Here is a 19,197-nt window from a genome sequence, read left to right on the forward strand (position 1 = left end):
AAAAACGGGTTGAAAGTGTAAGGTGTAAAGTTGAAAATTAGTTGCTGTATGCTGATTCTCATTGTCCATTGTCAACTGTCCATTGTCAATTGAATCAGTTATTCTGTTATTCAGTCATTTGATTGCCACCGTTCATCGACTCCTTCCCATATCATTTTTCAGATCATTCAGATTATGTACCGGTCGTTCTATATCATAAGGGATCGGCATCCGGCTGAACTGCTGGAAATAGAGCAAACAAGCATCTTTCCAAACCTGAGCATTCTCGCATTGTTGACGCAGCTTGCTTTGGACAACATAAAATCTTTCTGAATCTACATAAGGTTGAACCCTGTCCCATGTTTTCTGGAATTCACGCACCTGATCCAATCCTTCCTGATAATGGTAGCACAACGCATCCCATAACGTACGGCCACTTTTCAATTTATACGTCCATGGAAGATGATGGAACCACAACAGATAAATTTCAGGACAGGTATTCACATCGTTAAACAGGGAACGAAGAGGCTCATGGTATTGGCTTACTGCATCGCTGCCGTTTTCCGTACGATCAAAGCCGATACCCGCAGTATCTGCTTGATGATAGTAAGGTGCAGTCCAATCCTTCCTAACATATTTTGGAGCCCACCAGGGGCCCGGACCGTAATGATTTTCCGGTGCAAAAAGACAATGTAATCCCAGAGGCATCATGTAATTCACTGCCGCCTCCCGGCTTTCCAGCATCATTTGTTTTACCGGTTTGAGGAATTTGATATCCCATACAATGGGAAGGACAGTCGATTTGGTTTTATCCTCCGATGCTGTAGGCATAAAGGTAAGTTTCAACCATTCGTCAGCAATCTGATCGCTTGACAATTGGTCATTCCATGCCAGCCGGCCAAAGGCATACCAGTTTGCCTGGGCAAAAGGATGACCGCACCAATTGGTATCCGAACCTATATTAGACACACCGGCAATCGCCGTATATTTCTGTGAAAAAATAGTTCCATCCGTACAACGGGCAACGGTACTTCCTTTACCTTCCTGATAGGTGTCACTTTTCAAAAACTCTTTCCACATGGGGGCTAAAAACACCAGATGAATGGCCTGTCCGAGATATTCCTGCGTTATTTCAAGCTCCGACATAACAGAGGTTTGTTTCATGGCTCCAAACAACGGGCTGAAAGGTTCGCGAGGCTGAAAGTCAATGGGTCCATTCTTTACCTGAATAATTACATTATCGCGAAACTTACCATCCAGAGGCATAAATTCCGAATATGCCTGTTTGGCCCGGTCTTTATCGTTGGCACTATAAACAAAAGCACGCCACATCACTATGCCGCCAAATGGGCGTAAAGCATCAGCCATCACATTGGCTCCGTCGGCATGGGTACGCCCATAATTTTGTGGGCCAGGTTGTCCCTCGCTATTTGCTTTAACAAGAAAACCACCAAAATCAGGAATCAGACCATAAATTTCCCTAGCCTTGTCTTTCCACCATTTCTGTACTTCAGGATTCAGGGGATCAGCCGTTTTCAATCCACCAATTACAATAGGAGATGCAAAATTTACGGAGAGATAAGTTCTGATGCCGTAAGGCCGTAAAACGGCAGCAATGGCTTTTACCCTGTTCAAGTATGCTGTAGTCAGAATCAAAGGAGAAGCATTCACATTATCAAGCACAGCGCCATTGATTCCAATCGAAGCATTGGCACGGGCATATGCCTGCCATAATTTTTTGTCCTTCTCTGTGACGGCTAAAGAATCTTTCCCATCATGCCAAAATATAGAACGTCCGGCATATCCCCGTTCAATAGTTCCGTCCAAATTATCCCAATGATCCAATATGCGGCGCTCATAGGATGGATTACTTATGATCACATCCCGGATAGGATTGCCGGTTTGCTGATGACGAAGAAGTGCAAAAACGCCATAAAGAATACCTAAATCGGTATTTGCCTGGACACCATCATCACTCAGCATGTATCCGTCTCCTTTAATGAATTTGTTTGGTTTAATGGTCAGAACGACCGTAGCATTCGCCTTTCCTTGCCACTCCTGATGCAATTCCTGTTCTGCAATATCAATTGTAGCTGAATGTTTAGAACAAACTACATTAACTGACGCCGTACTTTTCCCTCGAAGCCAAAGATTGTGACCATCCTCAGCGTGCAAAAGCAAAGGCACACATATCAATACTAAAAGGCTAATAATTTGATTCTTCATAATATATTAATGATTTAACCGGTTTGACATCAAGCAGATTTACTGAAAACTCACCCAATCTATTGCAACATTATTATCGTCCATAAGCTGTACAACCAAATTATGTATGCCTGAATGGAAAGTTAATAAAGAAGAATGGAGGACAGTCCATGTATTGGTCACAGGTATTTTTATCCGTGCAATGACCGGCCCGTTTCTCTGATCCAACCTTATTTGCAAAACACCTCCTGCTTTGGATAAAACCCTTACATTAGCCCATCTGAGTTTATGATATCCAAAATCAACTTTATTGTACTGTATCCAAGCATTCGAAGTATTGAGCATCGTTTTCCATCCTTCGTACGGATGCAGGGAATCAAGAAAAGCGATGGATGCGCCTTGTTCGCTTTTACGACTATACCTGTCAATCTGTATCTTCCGGGTAGCATCGGTTATTCCTACTCCGCGCAATGTAGGTATCACTTTTTTAATGGTACCATCCGGATTGAAAAACAGGCTATCGATCCTGACAGATCTGTTTTTATCAAAATGAGGAGATAAATCATTATGATGATAAAACAAATACCATTGCCCTTGAAACTTGACGACTGAACTTTGATTCGTCCAGCAATCGGGTGTTGCATCCATTAAGACTCCTACAACCTTAAAAGGCCCCATGGGATTATCTGCCATAGCATATTCGAGCCTTTCGGTTTTATCCTGCACATGGGGATAAGTTAAATAATAAATTCCTTTACGTTCAAAGATAAAAGGACCCTCTATGAGACCTTTATCAGGGAGTCCCTGAATCACATAAGGTTTAGTAGCAAGCTCAAGCATGTTTTTCTTCAGCTTTGCCACATAAATTGCACCCTGTGCCCAATACAAGTATGCCTGCTCACCTTTGGTAATCAGAACACAAGGATCAATTCCATGTACATCTTTTATAGGTTCAGGTTGGGGAGCAAAAGGACCGTATGGCTTGGCTGAGATGGCTACTCCTATTGAGAATCCTCTTCCATAAGCTAAATTCTTTGCCGGAGCCGGGAAGTAAAAATAGTATTTACCGTTTCTGAAAACACAATCAGGCGCCCACATACTGTACGATGTGGAATCAACCCATTTGACTCTATTCTGGCTCAGGATAACCCCATCATCTTTCCAATCGGTAAGATTTCCCGAAGAAAACACATGATAGTCTTTCATACAAAACCAACCAGGTCTTCCTTCCCCCGGTTTAGCCAAGATATCATGTGAAGGATAAAGGTAAACTTTCCCATCAAAAACCCTTGCCGACGGATCAGCCGTAAACTGATCCATGATAATAGGATTTTGAGCAAACAAATTGCCCGTTCCCAATGTTACCCACATAACGACTAAAAGCGCATGTAAACTATATTTTCGCATATCATCAGTTCTATATTGTTTCAAAATACTTTTCACCTGTGAAAAATCAGTTATTTAATAATCATTTCCCTACAGATACAGAATTAATAATGGTCTCTGGCGCTGTCTTGAACCAGTCGAAATCCACATATCCGCCTAATGACCTGGTCGCATAGTTGAAAAGACAGAACTTGTTTCCCGTAAAGACTTTAAGGCTAAATCGCATCCAAAGGGCATTTCCAAAATGGGTAAATGTCTTGTTATCCATACTGTAAGCAAAAGTTGCCCGATTAGTTCCATAATTTGCATATGCCTTAAAATATATCGTTGACGCTTTTGTTAAAATAGAATCCATGGTAATACCATTATTCACCATCACAATGTAGTCGGCGCCATGCGTTCTTTTGACACCAATAAAGGCATAAGGATCCTGAAAAACAGCAAGTCCTGCTACGTCGCCATTCCTCATATGACGAATATCCATTTTGGTAGTAGCTGTGGATAAAATATGCTTTGAATAATACGCAAAGATTCGTTGTGTAAGGGTATTACGGGCTTGCGGAAGTTCGGATACAACCTTAGCTGTCTTGAGTCTCAGGTATCCGGCCCTTTCCGTTAACGACCATTTCGTCGAATCGGGATTGTGATTCCATCCCCACTGCATACCTAACTTAGGGCTATTAAACTCATCTGATGTAGGCAATGTTGCAATTGGATATTCCTTGCCCACATCAGGCTTTTTATATGTAGCAACAGCCTGCCCGTTAACGCCAACCATGGGCCATCCGTCTATCCATTTAACCGGCTGTAAAGAAGGGAATCGTCCAAATGCCCCCTGATCCACAAAAAGCATTGTCCACCACTCTCCGGTTTGTGTTTTGACGAGCGCTCCCTGATGAATGCCAAAATTTACACCCCGGGTAGTATCCCTCATCACCACTTTTTCTTCATAAGGGCCATAAACATGTTTTGAACGGAGTGCCACCTGTATCCCGTCAACACCGCCATAGGTGCTATACAAATAGTAATAGCCATTAATCTTATAAAAATGTGTCCCTTCTAATCCGTGACGGATATCTCCGGTAAAAACCAAAGAATCCTTTCCGGCAGGCGCAAAGTTTTTATCAAGTTCGGTTACATAAATCTGACTGTTGCCATGCGCCACATAAATTTTCCCATCTGTATCGAAGAGTAGGCTTGCATCATAAAATCCTCTTGGCAAATGCCTGATCTTCCAGGGGCCTTCCGGTTTGGCTGCCGTACACAGGAAACCTCCTTCGTCAAGGGTAATAAATAGCAAATAGTATTTTCCATTATGGTACCTCAAGCTGGTAGCCCACTGGCCATGTCCATACCTGCTACCGCCATCAAGGTTGTAACAAGGACTGAAATCAAACCGCTGAACGGCATTAGAGCAGTATTGCCAGTTGACCAGATCTTTCGACTTGAGTATGGGAACTCCGGGGAAAACAAACATCGTGGTGTTGACCATATAGAAGGTATTTCCTACCCGGATCACATCAGGATCTGGAAAATCTGCGGGAATAACCGGATTCGTGTAGGTTCCGTTCCCATTATCACTGTGATATTTCTGGGCTTTTAAGCCCCTTGCTGCTATCGGTAATATCAATAAAGCAACCAGCAATGTTGTAATGTATTTCATTTTTTTAATCGATTGATTGCATTAAATTCTTTAGTCCTAATTTACCAATGATGACTATTACTTTCTCAAAGAAATCCGATTATTAATATGGAAATAGTCAAAATCAACATATCCTCCTGATAATTGGGTAGCATAATTGAACAATCCGAATCGATACCCCATAAATTGTGGAATTGTGTATTGCATCTGAAGTTGTGTACCAATCTGTTTCCACGATTTACCATCAAGGCTGTAAAAAAAATAGGCTTTATCTGTATGGTTTCTGAAATCACATTCGGCTTTCAGATAAACTTCCTTTTGATTCAATGGAACACTTTGAACTTCGATAGGGTTACCGGATTCGGCATTAACCATTACAATTGCTTTACCACCTCTGCCATATTTGACTCCAACCAAACCATATTTTGCCTGTAACAGGGCAAGACCAGCAAAATCTCCTTCTTTCATATTTGAAATATCAATAGAAGTGGAACCTGAACATACAGGCCCAATGGTGCGTTGAGTCAAAGTGTTGCGAGCCATCAAAAAATTATTGACTATTTGTCCGGTTCTAAGTCGCAAATAACCTTTTCGTTGGGTTACAGACCACAATGTATTATCCGGATTGTGGTTCCATTGCCAAACTAATGGCAAAGCAGATTCTCCCTTATGACGGCTAAAATCATCGGATGCTACAATACCGGGAATCAAACCTTTACTTGCGGGAAGATTTTTAAGTTCATCGGGAACCTTACCATTAACACCCAATACAGGCCATCCATTCTCCCAATGAACCGGAACAAGATAGGGGACACGACCAACAGCAGTATAATCACGAAACAAATAAGCATACCATTTCCCCTTAGGAGTACTGATTAAGCCTCCTTGTGCAACTCCTTTATCCTCGAGACCTAGCCTACCTTCATAAGGACCTGTTATTTTATCAGCTCTATGAATCACAACCGTACGCATTCCACCCCGTGGCCAGGTAATATTGAAAAGATAATATTTCCCATTCACCTTAAATAATTGTGAGCCCTCGGCGCCAAGACCAACATTAGGACCTGCCGGAGCACTCGCATTGTTAATGAGAATCTGATTAATTCCACCTTGTTTGATGCCAGAAGCATCAGTATTAAGTTCTATAATACGAAGCTGGCCATTACCATAAATCATATAGACACGCCCGTCGTCATCAAAAAACAACGAATTGTCATGTAAAGCTGGCTTAAAAGAACATCCTTTCCAAGGGCCTTTTTCTATATTTTTCGTAGAATATACATAGGTCTTACCTGTTGTTTGTGAAAACGTAGAAACGTAGTAGATTCCATTGTGATACCTCAGACTACTTGCCCAAGATCCTTGCCCATAAGCGCTTTTGCCATCGGCAAGATTCAAGGCATCAATATTGGCAAGCGTATCATACGCATAATTGACTATATGCCAATTTACCAAATCTTCTGACTTCATGATGGGTACGCCGGGGCTCATATGCATTGTAGTACTACTCATATAATAATTGTGACCCACCCGAATCATCGACATATCAGGCACATCGGCATATATGATCGGATTGTGAGCATAACTTTTCTTTGCAAATACTGTATTGAAACACATTGTAAAGAAAAGTGCCATAAAAATGATATAGATTCTTTTCATATAAATCGTTTTATAATTAGAAGCTTTAAGTATATTCCAAGTTCTCATTTCTTTGTCGTCAAACGCAAAACAGTTAATGAATTTCCGGGGAATAACCGCGTAAGAGTATTACCGGAAAAATTTATCATTTCCGTCTTTGGAGACACCTTAGTTGGATCTTCCAACGTATTTTCATCAAGGGGACTGGCAGAAGTCAGAACAATCGCTTTCCCGTTCCCTGTTAAATTAGCCGCTCCAGTAAGGTCAATTTCTGTTTTTACAGGTTTAGCTGACGAATTGACAATTTTCAGAATAATATCGCCTGATTTATCATCATAAGAAGCGCTTGCATTCATATCTTTGACATTCACATCAGCATCAGACAATTCCTGAATCAACTTGCCGTCAAGATATCCTTTTATGGAGTTTCCCCGAATTACGACCTTTATATCATACCAACGTCCTGATTCGATATTGATCTTTTTGGTATCTGATAATAGCCCATAGGTCATTGAACAAGTGGTATCCCCCGATTCACCTATATCCCAGCCCGAATGATTATTTCTACTCTTGTTTCTAAAATAAATCTGAAACCCATGCTCTCCTGAAATCTTACGGGCTTTTAATGTGATCGTATAATTCGTCCACGCCGTATCGCCCATAAAAATGGCGCTACCCCAAAAAGTATTTGACGAATTCTTTAAAACCCCATTCTGAGCCGTCCATTCACTTCGTGGTGATTTTCGCCATTGATCATCAATTTGGGAAAATTTCGGGTTAAACAGGATCTTCCCTTTCGATGAAACCACCTGGAGATCCTTGAATTCGGCACTACTATTGCGTGTTCCTAACCCAATACAGCCGGACGAAACAGGAATTTCAAACACAGGAGCATGCTCAATACTAACAGGCAATTCAACTGTTCCCTGATTATTGGAAAACATTTCCTGAACATAATAACTCGGGATGCCATACCAGCGATAACTATCGAAATTAATTAAATTGATCGGCCAGGCTCTATGATTTGCATTACAAAAAAGCGGAGCATAAGAACCCATCTCCACAATATCTGAATTACGCTCCATGCCGGTCATCCATGCTGCTTCGCCGATAGCGCCCCGCAGGTCACCTTTCCCTGTGCCGCTCGTCACTGCATATTCTCCAATAAAAACTTTCGGACCCTTGCGGTCATAGCTATCATATTTATGCGCATTCCAGATAAACCAATCAGGATTATTGTAGTAATGCTCATCAATAATAGCCGGCATGGGGTCATGGGGATGGCCTCCCTCCCATTCATCTGCAATTAGCTTAATATTCGGATATTTGGCATGAATAGCATTTGCTATTAACTCCCAGCGCTTATCATAGGTAGTTCCTCCATTTTCATTCCCTATTTCGATGTATTTTAAATGGAATGGCTCGGGATGTCCGTTTTTTGCGCGAAGACTCCCCCAGACCGAAGTCACCGGCCCGTTTGCATATTGAATTGCGTCCAAGGCATCCTGTTCCCATTGCCCCATACGATCCATAGGAACCACTTCACCATAGGACATCCCTGCATTTATACAAAATAGCGGTTCAGCACCAAGGTCTTCAGCAAGTTGCAAATATTCCTGAAAACCAATACCGTTGGTAGAATTATATCCCCAGAGATTCCTTAACGGCGTACGCATATCGATATTCCCGATCGTATTTTTCCAATTATACATATCAGCTATATTGACGCCTTCCACAAAACTTCCACCCGGGAAACGCATAAATCTGGGATGAAGAGAGTCCAATGCATCAGCCAAATCAATCCGTAATCCGTGGTTCTTCCAGGTTTTATCCGGCATTAAGGAAACCATATCAAGATATAATGTACCTTTCCCCGTACCTGAAATTTCCAGATGCGCTTTCGGATCGCTTCCTGATGCAGATAAATCCAGAGAGTGATATTGCCATTGTGTTCCAAAGGCCTTGATTTCTCCCGATGCCAGCTCCTTCCCTGTTGAACTTACAATACGAATGGTTAACGGAGCTCTAAAATCATCGGTTGTCCGCGCAGCTAACTGGAATGTATAACAATCGCCCTGAATAATATTCATTCCCCAATATCCATCATTCACTAAATTAAAAGCGCCATTAGCTTTGATGCAAAGAGATTTGCGATTATATGGATTGAGCGGGAGGATCGGAGGCCGTACCTGTGCATCCGCACTGGCAATGGAGGCTTTGCTCTGTCCGTCGGCACTAATAAACTTCCAGTATTGCAACGTATCAGCATCCTCAAAAGAGCGATTACGTACTAATTCCGGATACATACCCCCGTCGGTAGACAAATTAATATCTTCAAAAAAGATTCCAAATAACATAGGAGAAATCTTGTGCCCTGGTTTATTGACTTCCACGGTGATCCTCGTTTCTCCTCTTTTTACTGTCTTTGCCTGAAGAACCGTCGCAAACAACAGCAATAATAAAGACAATTTGATCAGACGTTTAATGTGCTTATTCATTAGTTTAGTTGTATATTATTTATTATCAATTCTACAAGGATGCACATGGTTATGTTCAAGTTCCTCTCTATGATTGCATTCCGGGCATTCTTCTGTATCATCTTAAGGGGGTTACATACCATCAGCAACAAAAATCATTAACGGCCTCTTTTCAGATAAAGTCCTATTTTACCACCATTACCATTGATCCGGAAACACCATTGATGGTAGCGGTAATCGTAGCTACTCCTGTCCCAACGGCCTTGACGACTCCCGCATCATTTACTTTGGCAACTTTCGGATTATTGGATTGATAGTGGATGTGAACCTTTGACAGGTCAACAAATGAACCGTCATTGTTTACGGCTTCAAGAATGCGGTCGGCAACAGCATGGCGTTCCTCGCGTGCCTTGATGATGTCGCTTTCAATCCATTTGTTTTTATCCATGAGGTTTACAGTGGCTCCAATAGGATATACGAGCTGTTCCGGCTGCAAGGTGACGTGCTCTATTTGAGAAGTAAGCTCTCCTTGTATATTCACATCATTGCTACTGGCTATATCCTGCGAGTTGTATCCGAGCTGTATCTGATAAGCCCCGTTATAAACCATACTCTTCAGCTCCTTTTCGTTCCATAGGGCTAAATTTGCAGCTGTCAACGTAAGGGTAATGTGTTGGCTTTGTCCGGGCTGGAGATCTTCGGTCTTTGCAAAGCCTTCCAGCTTTTTGATCGGCAGTGGAGCTCCTTTAATCCTGGGAAATGCCACATAGAGTTGGGCTACCGTCTCACCGGAGGTGTTTCCTGTGTTGGTGACATCAAAGCTTACCATGACGCTATCGTTCGGTGTTATATCTGATTTCGACAGGGTTATGTTCGAAAATTTGAATTGTGTATAGCTTAACCCATAACCAAAGGGATATGAAGGAGTTCCTGTAAAATACATATAGGTACGACCCAATCCTCTGGATCCCATCGCCCCCGTCGGTGCTAAATAATAATTCGATTTATCAGGGAGTTGAGTGGCATCTTTATACCATGTAAAGTTAAGATGTCCACTTGGATTTTTTTTACCTAACAACACATTGGCCAGGGCTGTTCCCTGGCTCTCTCCATTGTAACTGCTAAAGAGGATGGAGGGGAAATAGTGTTGTGTGTAACTTATATTTACGGGGCCTACGGATTGAATAACCATCACCATATTCGGATTGCCAAGCGCAGCTACCTGGTAAATCATGGAGCCATAATTGCCCGGCATTCCTAAATCCGCACGGTCTTTCCCTTCATGACTATCTGCTTCATCCGTGCCAGCAAAAACAATTACCAAATCGGCACTCTTGATATCGGACTTTGTCTTTTCACTTAATAAGGCAGGATTTTCCGAAGTAGTCGAAGTACCGGTATTGTCAAAAATCACCTGACTGTTTGGATTAATTTCCTTCATGGCAGACGTGATACCCTGTACAGCGCTTACTTTAAGCGATGGATCTCCGGAATACCCACCCAATGTTACCTCATTAGCTAAATTGCCGACAATGACAACCTTATTTAATTTGGAAGCATTCATTGGCAACAAACACTTGTGCATTCCAGGTACAGTATCATTCTTCAGCAGCACCAACGTATTTTCTGCTACTTCTTCTGCCAATTTTTGATGATCAGGACTTTGGATCACACTCTTGGTGATTTTAGTATAAGGAACTTTACCGGAAGGATCAAACTCTCCGGTTTTCATTCGGATGGTGAAGACATTGGTAAGGGCTATATCAACTACTCCTTTACTCAAAACACCTGCCTTTATCGCTTCCTCTATATTAGGAAGAGTATTCTCATAACCTGTACAGTTGAGATCGGTCCCGGCTCTCAGGGCATAGGCTAAACCTCCTGAAATTCCTGACACAACGCGGCCACTTTTGGTATTTGTCCATATGGATTTACCTCCCCCCTGGTGGTCGGTCATCCATCCCGGAGCTGCCCAGTCATGACCAAACGGGAAGGTATTATAAGTGGTGCCTATAGCTCCACAATCGGATGTAATGTAGCCGTCGAATCCAAAAGTTCGCTGGGCAAGTTCGTTCACAGTATAGGTGTTTGCTACAGCAGGAGTCCCATTTATGGCATTATAGGAAGTCATCAATCCTGCCACATGCGCTTTTTCTATAAGATAACGAAATGTGGCTGTGTAGTAATCCCTTATAGCCTCATCATTTACATCAGATGAAATACCTGTCCGATTATTCTCAATGTCATTCAATGCATAATGTTTAGCGGTAGCTGCTGCTTTCAAATACCCGGTCTTTGATTCTCCATTTATGGTTTGTCCCTGAAAGCCATCCACAAACGCTGCTGCCATGCGTGAAGCAAGATACGTATCTTCTCCAAATGCTTCATCGGTACGTCCCCAACGAGGATCACGATCCATATTGATAGTGGGTGCCCAATAGATCAAATTCCCATAATTGTCCTTTGAATCACCTAAATTATTCTGACCCACATTGAATAAAGATTTATCTACAAAACCACGGGCTTCATCCGAAATAGCTTCAGCCTCCCGATAAATAAGTTTGGGATCCCAGCTCATGGCTGTTGCAAAGTTGACTGGAAAACTGGTCGCATGAGGGCTTCCATAAGCTTCTTCTTTCTTGGAATTCCCATGGTGAATGTTCCCAAACATGGCATTGATACCATGTTGTCCTTCGCTCCAGTAATAATATTGGCTTACACCCAACCGGGGAATAGCCGGTGCATAATTGGTATGAAGTTGCAGTACTTCTTCGCCCAACGTCATGCGGGAAACCAGATCTGCAGCTCTCTCCCGGAACGAATAGGAAGTATTCAGATAAAGCGGAAGAGTGCTTTTGCTTACCTGCGATGTCGAATTTGTTTTTGTCTTTTGGGCATAAACGGATGGATAAAAAGTTATTATCATCAGCCCAATAATGCTAACATAAATAAAAAAATGCTTTTTCATGATTGTGGTTTTTTGAATATACTAATTAAGATGATTTGAATATTGATTAGATCAAACATCCTTGTTCATACTGTTAATCAAGGATGATCAAAAGAATTAAATTATTTGTTTCTGAACGTGATTCTAAATCCAAGCACTTTCCATGCAGGGAGTACTGCCGGTTTGTCGATCACCAAGGCATCGTCTTGCTGATGCCATCCCAAATGTTCCTTGCTGCCTAGCATTGTGATGGAAGCAATGGCCTTTTTTTCGTATGGATTGTTTTTACGCAATGACACAATACGGATAGCCCCCGTTGGCTGGCCAAGACAAAAGGCATAGAGAGTCTTCCCCTTTGTGGTAAAGCGTATGTCCTGTGCACTGTATTGCAGCTTGCTTTCGTTAAACATCGCACTTTTCACTTCTTTGGCGTTGGCCGGGTTTTCCCCATATATTTTCCAGGGACGTGATCCATAGATACCTTCTCCGTTGGCCGCCGTCCATTGGGCAATGCCATGCAAAATGTGCAGCATATCCGGTTCCAGGTTCCCTTCGGGTGTCTGGACAACATTTATCAACAGGTTCCCGTTTTTACTGACGATATCCACCAGCATCTGGATAATCTCTGTTGCGCTTTTATATTGTTGGCCGGTCCGGTAAAACCAATCCCCTATGGAGGTGTCCGTTTGCCACGGATATTGGCTGATGGTGTCCATCACCCCGCGTTCCATGTCCTGGACAAAGCGCCCCTGCGAGGGTTCCTTGCAGGTATACACGGCTTCCAGTTGCCCATCGTGTTGTGCCATATTGTCATTATAAAAATGGGCAATGAGGCTCCGCCCGATATTGCCAAAAGGAAGGGCGCTGTCAGAGTACAGGAGATCGGGGTGGTATTTATCGATTAACTCCCGTATGCTATAATACCATTCATGCTGCCATTCCGGATTATTCGTCAGCCACCCGTTATCTCCCGGGGCTGCCTTGCGATGGTATAAATCAAAATATTTCGGGTTATTCGCATCATAGGGTACGCCTTTCATCGGGCCTGTGGTATCCATGCTGTGGGCTTTCTGGAACCAGGTGTAACTTGCCCCCAGGTGTTCCGATACACCGAAATGGAGGCCTTCTTTCCTGGCTTCTTTTTCCCAGATGCCTACTACGTCTTTGTGTGGCCCGTAGTTGACTGCGTTCCACTTGTGGAGTTTGGAGTTCCACAGAAAGAAATCGTCATGGTGGACTCCCATGCTGACAAAGTATTTGGCGCCTACCTTCTTGTAAAGGGCCATCAGTTTGGCCGGATCCCATTTCTGTGCTTTCCACAGGGGGATGATATCTTTGTAGCCAAACTTCGAGGGATGGCCGTATCTTTTTAGGTGATCCTTATAATCAGCAGTTTCCCAACTAGTCCCATTTTGAATGTACATGTTCCGTGCATACCAGTCGCCATGTCTTGGTACGGATTGTGGCCCCCAATGTGCCCATATCCCAAACTTGGCGTCACGGAACCATTTCGGATAGTGATACTGCTTGAGCGACTGGTCGGTGGGCTTGAATTTCCCCTGGGGGTACGGTATGCTATCAAATCCCGGAGGATAATAATCCATTTGTGCCCTCATCTGCGACGAACATAACAGTAGAGCACTACATATAATGCTGATGCGAAAAATTTCATTGATCTTCATGTGGCTTGTTTTAATGGTGGCGTTTGGATAATGTTTGTCATTTGATATCGGATTCATAATAATCTTTAGTGTTAGGATTGTGCATGATTCTGTAACAAAAATCTAATCCTTTTTCCATTGACAGATGTTGCAGATTCATTATGTATGTTATCCATGTTTATTTTAATTTCTTTTCCCGTATATAGCACCTGTTTTTTTGTTTTACTCTCGGCTATACCTGTTCCCTCTGAGTCATTTACAAGAACAACATTAAAAATGCGTCGCTTCAGGCAACCGGGATAATTTCCATGTCTCTTCCCAATTATCAAGATCTTATGCCTTTCATTCCAACTAAATGGTATAATGGTATAGCTCCCATTTTCATAATTGTAATTATTCCCTTGGTCTTCATATAACTTAAAGCTGCCATTGACACCTGTATAGATTCGTATCTCAAGGGTGTCTGCCGGTTTTTCTCCTGCATACTGGATATATTTTCCCATGGGGACAATGGAACCTGCCCTGACAAACAAGGGTATCTGATCCAAGGGTGCTGCTGTGTGTATGGTTTGCCCTCCTTTGAATGGTTGGCCTGTCCAGAAATTGTACCATAAAACCGCCTGGGGTAAATAGACTTTCCATGCTGATACGTTGGGCCTGGTAACCGGAGCAACAAGAAAGGAAGAACCAAACATGTATTCATATTGTTGATGTAGAGCGATACTATCCCTGGAAAAATCCATTACCAGTGGCCGCATGATGGTATAACCGTTCCTGGTTACCTGCCATGCTTCAGAATACAGGTAGGGAAGTAACCGGTAACGCAGCTTTAGCATTTTCAGCATGCCTTCCTGAACCTGCTCACTGTAATTCCACGGCTCGGTTTTAGATTGGTAACCATGAATACGGAAAATAGGGTTAAATGCTCCCCACTGATACCACCGGATGAGTAATTCCTGGTATTTTTTGTCAGTGTATTGTGCATTGCCCGGACGGAAAAACCCGCCAATGTCTGTTGTCCAATAGGGCATTCCGGTAATGGTATAGTTTAAGCCTGCTACAATCTGTCTCCGGTAGGAGTCCCAGGTACCGCCTATATCTCCTGACCAGTTGATCGTTCCATATCGTTGTTGTCCCAGGAATGCTGAACGTGTTAAAATACAAACTCTCTTTTGGTTGGTCGTTGCCCGCTGGCCTTCATATACTGCCCTGCTGACAAACAGTGGATAGGTAAGCCGGTAAAAATCACCTGACCCCAGATAGGTCTTTGCTCCATGTAGCGCGTCGTTTTCAGGTTCTGTTGCATCCATCCACCATGAATCAACTCCGTGGCTAAATAGATTCTTGTTTAAAGTATTCCAGTACTCTTTCCTTGTTTCGGGATTAAAATAATCCAACCATTTACTATCGGGGATATAGAGATTTTTTGACTCGAACTCTTTTCCTATGGCGGAATTTTTATCCGGATTTGACCAAATAGAGATACAGAAATGTGCATGCAGGTCATGTATGGCTTTAAGAAAAACCGATGGGTGGGGATAGTGGGTTGTGTCAAACTTTGGGACTCCCCACCCATTATTACCCCAATATTGCCAATCCTGCACAATAACATCCATGGGAATTTTCCTTTCCCGGAATTCCTTTACTGTGTTTACGAGTTCAGAACTGGAGGTATAACGCTCCCTGCATTGCCAGAAACCATAAGCCCATTCTGGAAGAAGGGGGACGTTGCCTGATAAATTCCGGTATGTGGATATTACTTTATCTGCTGATGGACCGTAAAAAACTACATAATCCAACATATTTGCATCTGGGGAACGAAAGGTGGTTTCGTTATCTGTGAGCCTCCATCTTAATTTTGGTGTATTGGTCGACTTGCATATCACTTGTACCTTATGCTCTCCTGCTTTAAGCCTGACAAGGGTACTCACTGCCGGTGGCAACCATAAATTTGACTGATCTATGCGTATGGTATCATCTATCACCAGAAATTGACGGCTATCCATGGCTCCAAGATCCAACATGAGGGAATATTCCCCTCCTTTTTTAATCATAAATGTTCCTGTATAGAGTGACTCTTGCCTAGAGATTTTTTGTGTTCCTGAAGTGGTGGTTACATCTTCTTCCTGGCTTCCTCCAACAATAGCTTCTTTCTTGACCAGGGGAATAGAATGATCGGCTGGATTAAAATAGGTAAGGCCATATTGATGCCATAGAAGGCCATATCCCCTGCTCGAATAAATAAAGGGGAGGGAAATTTGTGTATTGACTTGTATCAACTTCCGGCTGACATTGCGTAAATTCAGATAGCCATCCTGAAATTGTCCCAATCCGTAAAGGTATTCGTTCGGGGGTGAATCAAAGCTTTGCCCTGCAACAAAACAGGGTTCCTTCATAACGGAATCTGCTGTTAATTTACGGCTTCCCGGAATTTCCCGCAGGAATACTTTCCCCATGGCATTAACAAAGGATAATTGACCATCTTGCTTTTCCAATACAACAGTCATCTTTGCCTCTTTTAATTCAAGTCTTAAAGGTGAGTCGGTTATATGAAATGCCGGCTTTTCTTGTTTTTGTGTAAAAATGAGTTCTGGGACCTGTGCTTCTGCTCCTTTATAGTATCTTACTCTCACTGCATTATCGGATAATGGTATTAGATCCAATACACCGTCATTGAGTTGGATAGAAAGGTGGTTATGCTGCAAAGTATAGCTTTTATATACTTCTCCAGACGCAATGACCGGAATAATACACATTATGAAAAGAAAAAATCTTTTCCTGGTATCTGATAAATTAAGCATATACTTATAGTTTTACTGATACTCTTCCTCCTGTATACATGACAACTTTATCATACTTTTCAATGGGATTCATGCCCGTTCCCTTATTGTGTGAAACCAATACAATAAGGAACTTGCGCGCTTTAAGCATTCCCGGAAATTCACCTTGCCTGCTTCCGATGGTTAAATCTTTTTTTGCATCGTTCCAAGTAAACGTTATGGTGGAATACTTGCCTTTCTGATAATCATAATTGTCGTTTTCATCTTCGTACAGGGTAAACCGGCCATCGGCGCCAGGGTAAACCCTTATTTCGAGATTATCCCATTTCTTTTGTGTTGCATATTGTACTTTGGGCCCTATCGGAACTATCGAGCCTCCCCTCACATACAATGGCATGATATCAATCGGGGTTTCTTTACGGATCGTTTGTCCTCCTTTATAGTTCTCTCCTGTCCAAAAGTCTATCCAATTAGTGCTCTTGGGCAGGTAAACTTCAGCACTCTTGATCTGACTGAAATCACCAACTTTTATTGTATCGTTTCCTTGAACTTCTTCCTTTGAATACATCGGTTGAGTGACCGGACAAACCAGAAATGCTTTTCCAAACATGTATTCATTGTTGATATCCAGTGCGTTTTTGTCTTTCGCAAAATCCATGACCAATGCCCGCATCATACTCCCCTGATGAGCTGTTACGTTCCATGAAGTAGAATAAATATAGGGCAACAGACTATAACGCAGGTTTATGTATTTATCTATGGCATCATATATCACATCTCCTTTTTTCCCAAACTGATATATCTCCCGCGGTGCATCGGTGCCATGTGAACGCATCATGGGACAAAATGCACCGAACTGAATCCACCGGGTGTATAGTTCACGATAATTGGCATCTTGCAATTTCCGGGGAAACCTTGTAAGGAAGAATCCTCCGATATCACTGTTCCAGTAGGGAATACCACACAATGACAAATTTAAACCTGCTGAAATTTGATGCCGCAATGCATTCCATGATGCTGTTACATCTCCTGACCATGTGTTGGCGCCATAGCGTTGCTGTCCTGCAAACATTGATCGGGTTAGAATGAATACTCTCTTTTCTGAGGAGGTCGAACGTTGCCCTTTGAATATACCTCCTACATGCATTAAAGGGAAAGCATTGCGTACTTTGCGAAATGAACCGAGATATGTTTGATCATCAAAGTCGGAAGGTTTAACGTCTAAATGATCGGGCTCTGATGAATCCAACCACCATCCGTCTATCCCTAATGAGAAGAGGTCTTTATTCAGAAAGTTCCAAAATATCTTACGTGCTTCCGGATTGTATGCATCATAGACTCTGACTCCCGAAGGGTGGCTCATATCCGGAGGCCAAGCATCAGTTGCAGATAACGGCCAGGTTTTAAAATCCAGCAGCATACCCTTTTTATTTAAAACCTCATATTGTTTTGTCTTGGGTCCAAACGATGCCCACACGGAAATAATCATATGGGCATGCATGGCATGAATTTCATTTACCATTTCTTGGGGATGGGGAAAGTTGGGATTAAGGAATTCCATTGCATTCCAATGTGAATTGTCTCCCCAGTATTGCCAGTCCTGAATGATCCCATCCAACGGAACGCCAAGCTCCCGGTATCGTTTTACGACTCCTACTATTTCAGCCTGGCTCTTATAGCGTTCCCTGCTTTGCCAATATCCGTAAGTCCATAAGGGTAACATGGGTACTTGTCCGGTTAAATCCCTCATTTGTGCCACCACGCCGTGGGCGTTTCCTCCGTACATAAAATAATAATCAATACACTTGCCTACATCCGATTTGAATGTTGTACTGTCCGGGTTATCGACAAATAGCGTTGGTGAATAATTATCCCAGTACAACCCATAGCCTTTTTCCGATAGAAAATAGGGGATATAGTCATCGGTATTGCCCTGAATCATGTGTAATATATCATTACGTTGATTCATTTTGCCTTGTTGCTGTTGCCCCAACCCGTAAATAGCTTCACCTTTATCTAACACAAATGATTGCCCTACGGTATAGGTTTTTACACCGGCATCGTTGAACCTGGCAAATGAAATGCCTGCCTCTTTTTCCCTTAATAATGATTTTCCTGTTGCGGTTAAAAAAGAGATACTCCCACTTTTTAGGTTTAACGCTACTTGTACTTCTTTGCTTCTTAAAACGAGCTCATTTCCTGATTGATGTATGGTAAATACAGTCTCTTGGGGAGATTCGATGACTGAAAGGCTTTTCTTTGTAAAAGTGCTCCCTGATGGCCATTTTAATATCCTTACTGTTGATGGAGTATAATATTGTATCTCGACTTCAATAGTATTTACTTCTGTCTTGATCCCATTTTTTATCCGTTGATAGGGTTGTCCCTTGCAAATCATGCTAAGCGCAAAAAAAAGGGACAACAATGCATAAATACGGTGTATGTTCATTTTGCTAAATTATTTAATTGATTTCTAATATCA

Annotated in this window: 9 protein-coding genes; all 9 read right to left on the reverse strand. The window is 42.4% G+C overall.

The features are described from left to right. Positions 1-132: 132 nt before the first annotated feature. Positions 133-2,205: an alpha-glucuronidase gene (locus FHX64_RS10925; protein ID WP_183413884.1), complete on the reverse strand. Its 2,073-nt coding sequence runs from the start codon at positions 2,203-2,205 to the stop codon at positions 133-135. 39 nt (positions 2,206-2,244) lie between these two features. Continuing rightward, positions 2,245-3,591 (reverse strand): family 43 glycosylhydrolase, encoded by a 1,347-nt coding sequence (locus FHX64_RS10930; RefSeq protein ID WP_183413885.1) that lies wholly within the window; start codon positions 3,589-3,591, stop codon positions 2,245-2,247. Between the two features lie 61 nt (positions 3,592-3,652). Further along, entirely contained in the window at positions 3,653-5,233 is a 1,581-nt protein-coding gene (locus tag FHX64_RS10935) for a glycoside hydrolase family 43 protein (protein ID WP_183413886.1), read from the reverse strand. 57 nt (positions 5,234-5,290) lie between these two features. Then, the gene (locus tag FHX64_RS10940) at positions 5,291-6,871 is read right to left on the reverse strand and encodes a glycoside hydrolase family 43 protein (RefSeq protein ID WP_183413887.1); all 1,581 of its coding nucleotides are present in this window, start codon (positions 6,869-6,871) and stop codon (positions 5,291-5,293) included. Between the two features lie 44 nt (positions 6,872-6,915). Further along, complete coding sequence (locus FHX64_RS10945) at positions 6,916-9,348, reverse strand: alpha-L-arabinofuranosidase C-terminal domain-containing protein (protein ID WP_183413888.1); 2,433 nt, start codon at positions 9,346-9,348, stop codon at positions 6,916-6,918. Between the two features lie 163 nt (positions 9,349-9,511). Continuing rightward, complete coding sequence (locus FHX64_RS10950; protein WP_183413889.1) at positions 9,512-12,295, reverse strand: glycoside hydrolase family 3 C-terminal domain-containing protein; 2,784 nt, start codon at positions 12,293-12,295, stop codon at positions 9,512-9,514. Between the two features lie 101 nt (positions 12,296-12,396). Continuing rightward, a complete protein-coding gene (locus tag FHX64_RS10955; protein WP_246392451.1) occupies positions 12,397-14,013 on the reverse strand; it encodes an alpha-L-fucosidase in 1,617 nt (538 codons plus the stop codon). A 14-nt stretch (positions 14,014-14,027) separates the two neighbouring features. Then, the gene (locus FHX64_RS10960) at positions 14,028-16,736 is read right to left on the reverse strand and encodes a glycoside hydrolase family 31 protein (RefSeq protein ID WP_183413890.1); all 2,709 of its coding nucleotides are present in this window, start codon (positions 16,734-16,736) and stop codon (positions 14,028-14,030) included. Between the two features lie 4 nt (positions 16,737-16,740). Beyond that, entirely contained in the window at positions 16,741-19,164 is a 2,424-nt protein-coding gene (locus FHX64_RS10965) for a glycoside hydrolase family 31 protein (RefSeq protein ID WP_183413891.1), read from the reverse strand. Positions 19,165-19,197 lie beyond the last annotated feature (33 nt).

This window comes from Microbacter margulisiae (genome assembly GCF_014192515.1).
Classification (GTDB): Bacteria; Bacteroidota; Bacteroidia; order Bacteroidales; family Paludibacteraceae; genus Microbacter; species Microbacter margulisiae.

What these genes read in the sequence shown, in the direction of transcription:
- FHX64_RS10925 (WP_183413884.1), bottom strand. Translation starts at nt 2,205, where the DNA reads ATGAAGAATCAAATTATTAGCCTTTTAGTATTGATATGTGTGCCTTTG.
- FHX64_RS10930 (WP_183413885.1), bottom strand. Translation starts at nt 3,591, where the DNA reads ATGCGAAAATATAGTTTACATGCGCTTTTAGTCGTTATGTGGGTAACA.
- FHX64_RS10935 (WP_183413886.1), bottom strand. Translation starts at nt 5,233, where the DNA reads ATGAAATACATTACAACATTGCTGGTTGCTTTATTGATATTACCGATA.
- FHX64_RS10940 (WP_183413887.1), bottom strand. Translation starts at nt 6,871, where the DNA reads ATGAAAAGAATCTATATCATTTTTATGGCACTTTTCTTTACAATGTGT.
- FHX64_RS10945 (WP_183413888.1), bottom strand. Translation starts at nt 9,348, where the DNA reads ATGAATAAGCACATTAAACGTCTGATCAAATTGTCTTTATTATTGCTG.
- FHX64_RS10950 (WP_183413889.1), bottom strand. Translation starts at nt 12,295, where the DNA reads ATGAAAAAGCATTTTTTTATTTATGTTAGCATTATTGGGCTGATGATA.
- FHX64_RS10955 (WP_246392451.1), bottom strand. Translation starts at nt 14,013, where the DNA reads ATGAATCCGATATCAAATGACAAACATTATCCAAACGCCACCATTAAA.
- FHX64_RS10960 (WP_183413890.1), bottom strand. Translation starts at nt 16,736, where the DNA reads ATGCTTAATTTATCAGATACCAGGAAAAGATTTTTTCTTTTCATAATG.
- FHX64_RS10965 (WP_183413891.1), bottom strand. Translation starts at nt 19,164, where the DNA reads ATGAACATACACCGTATTTATGCATTGTTGTCCCTTTTTTTTGCGCTT.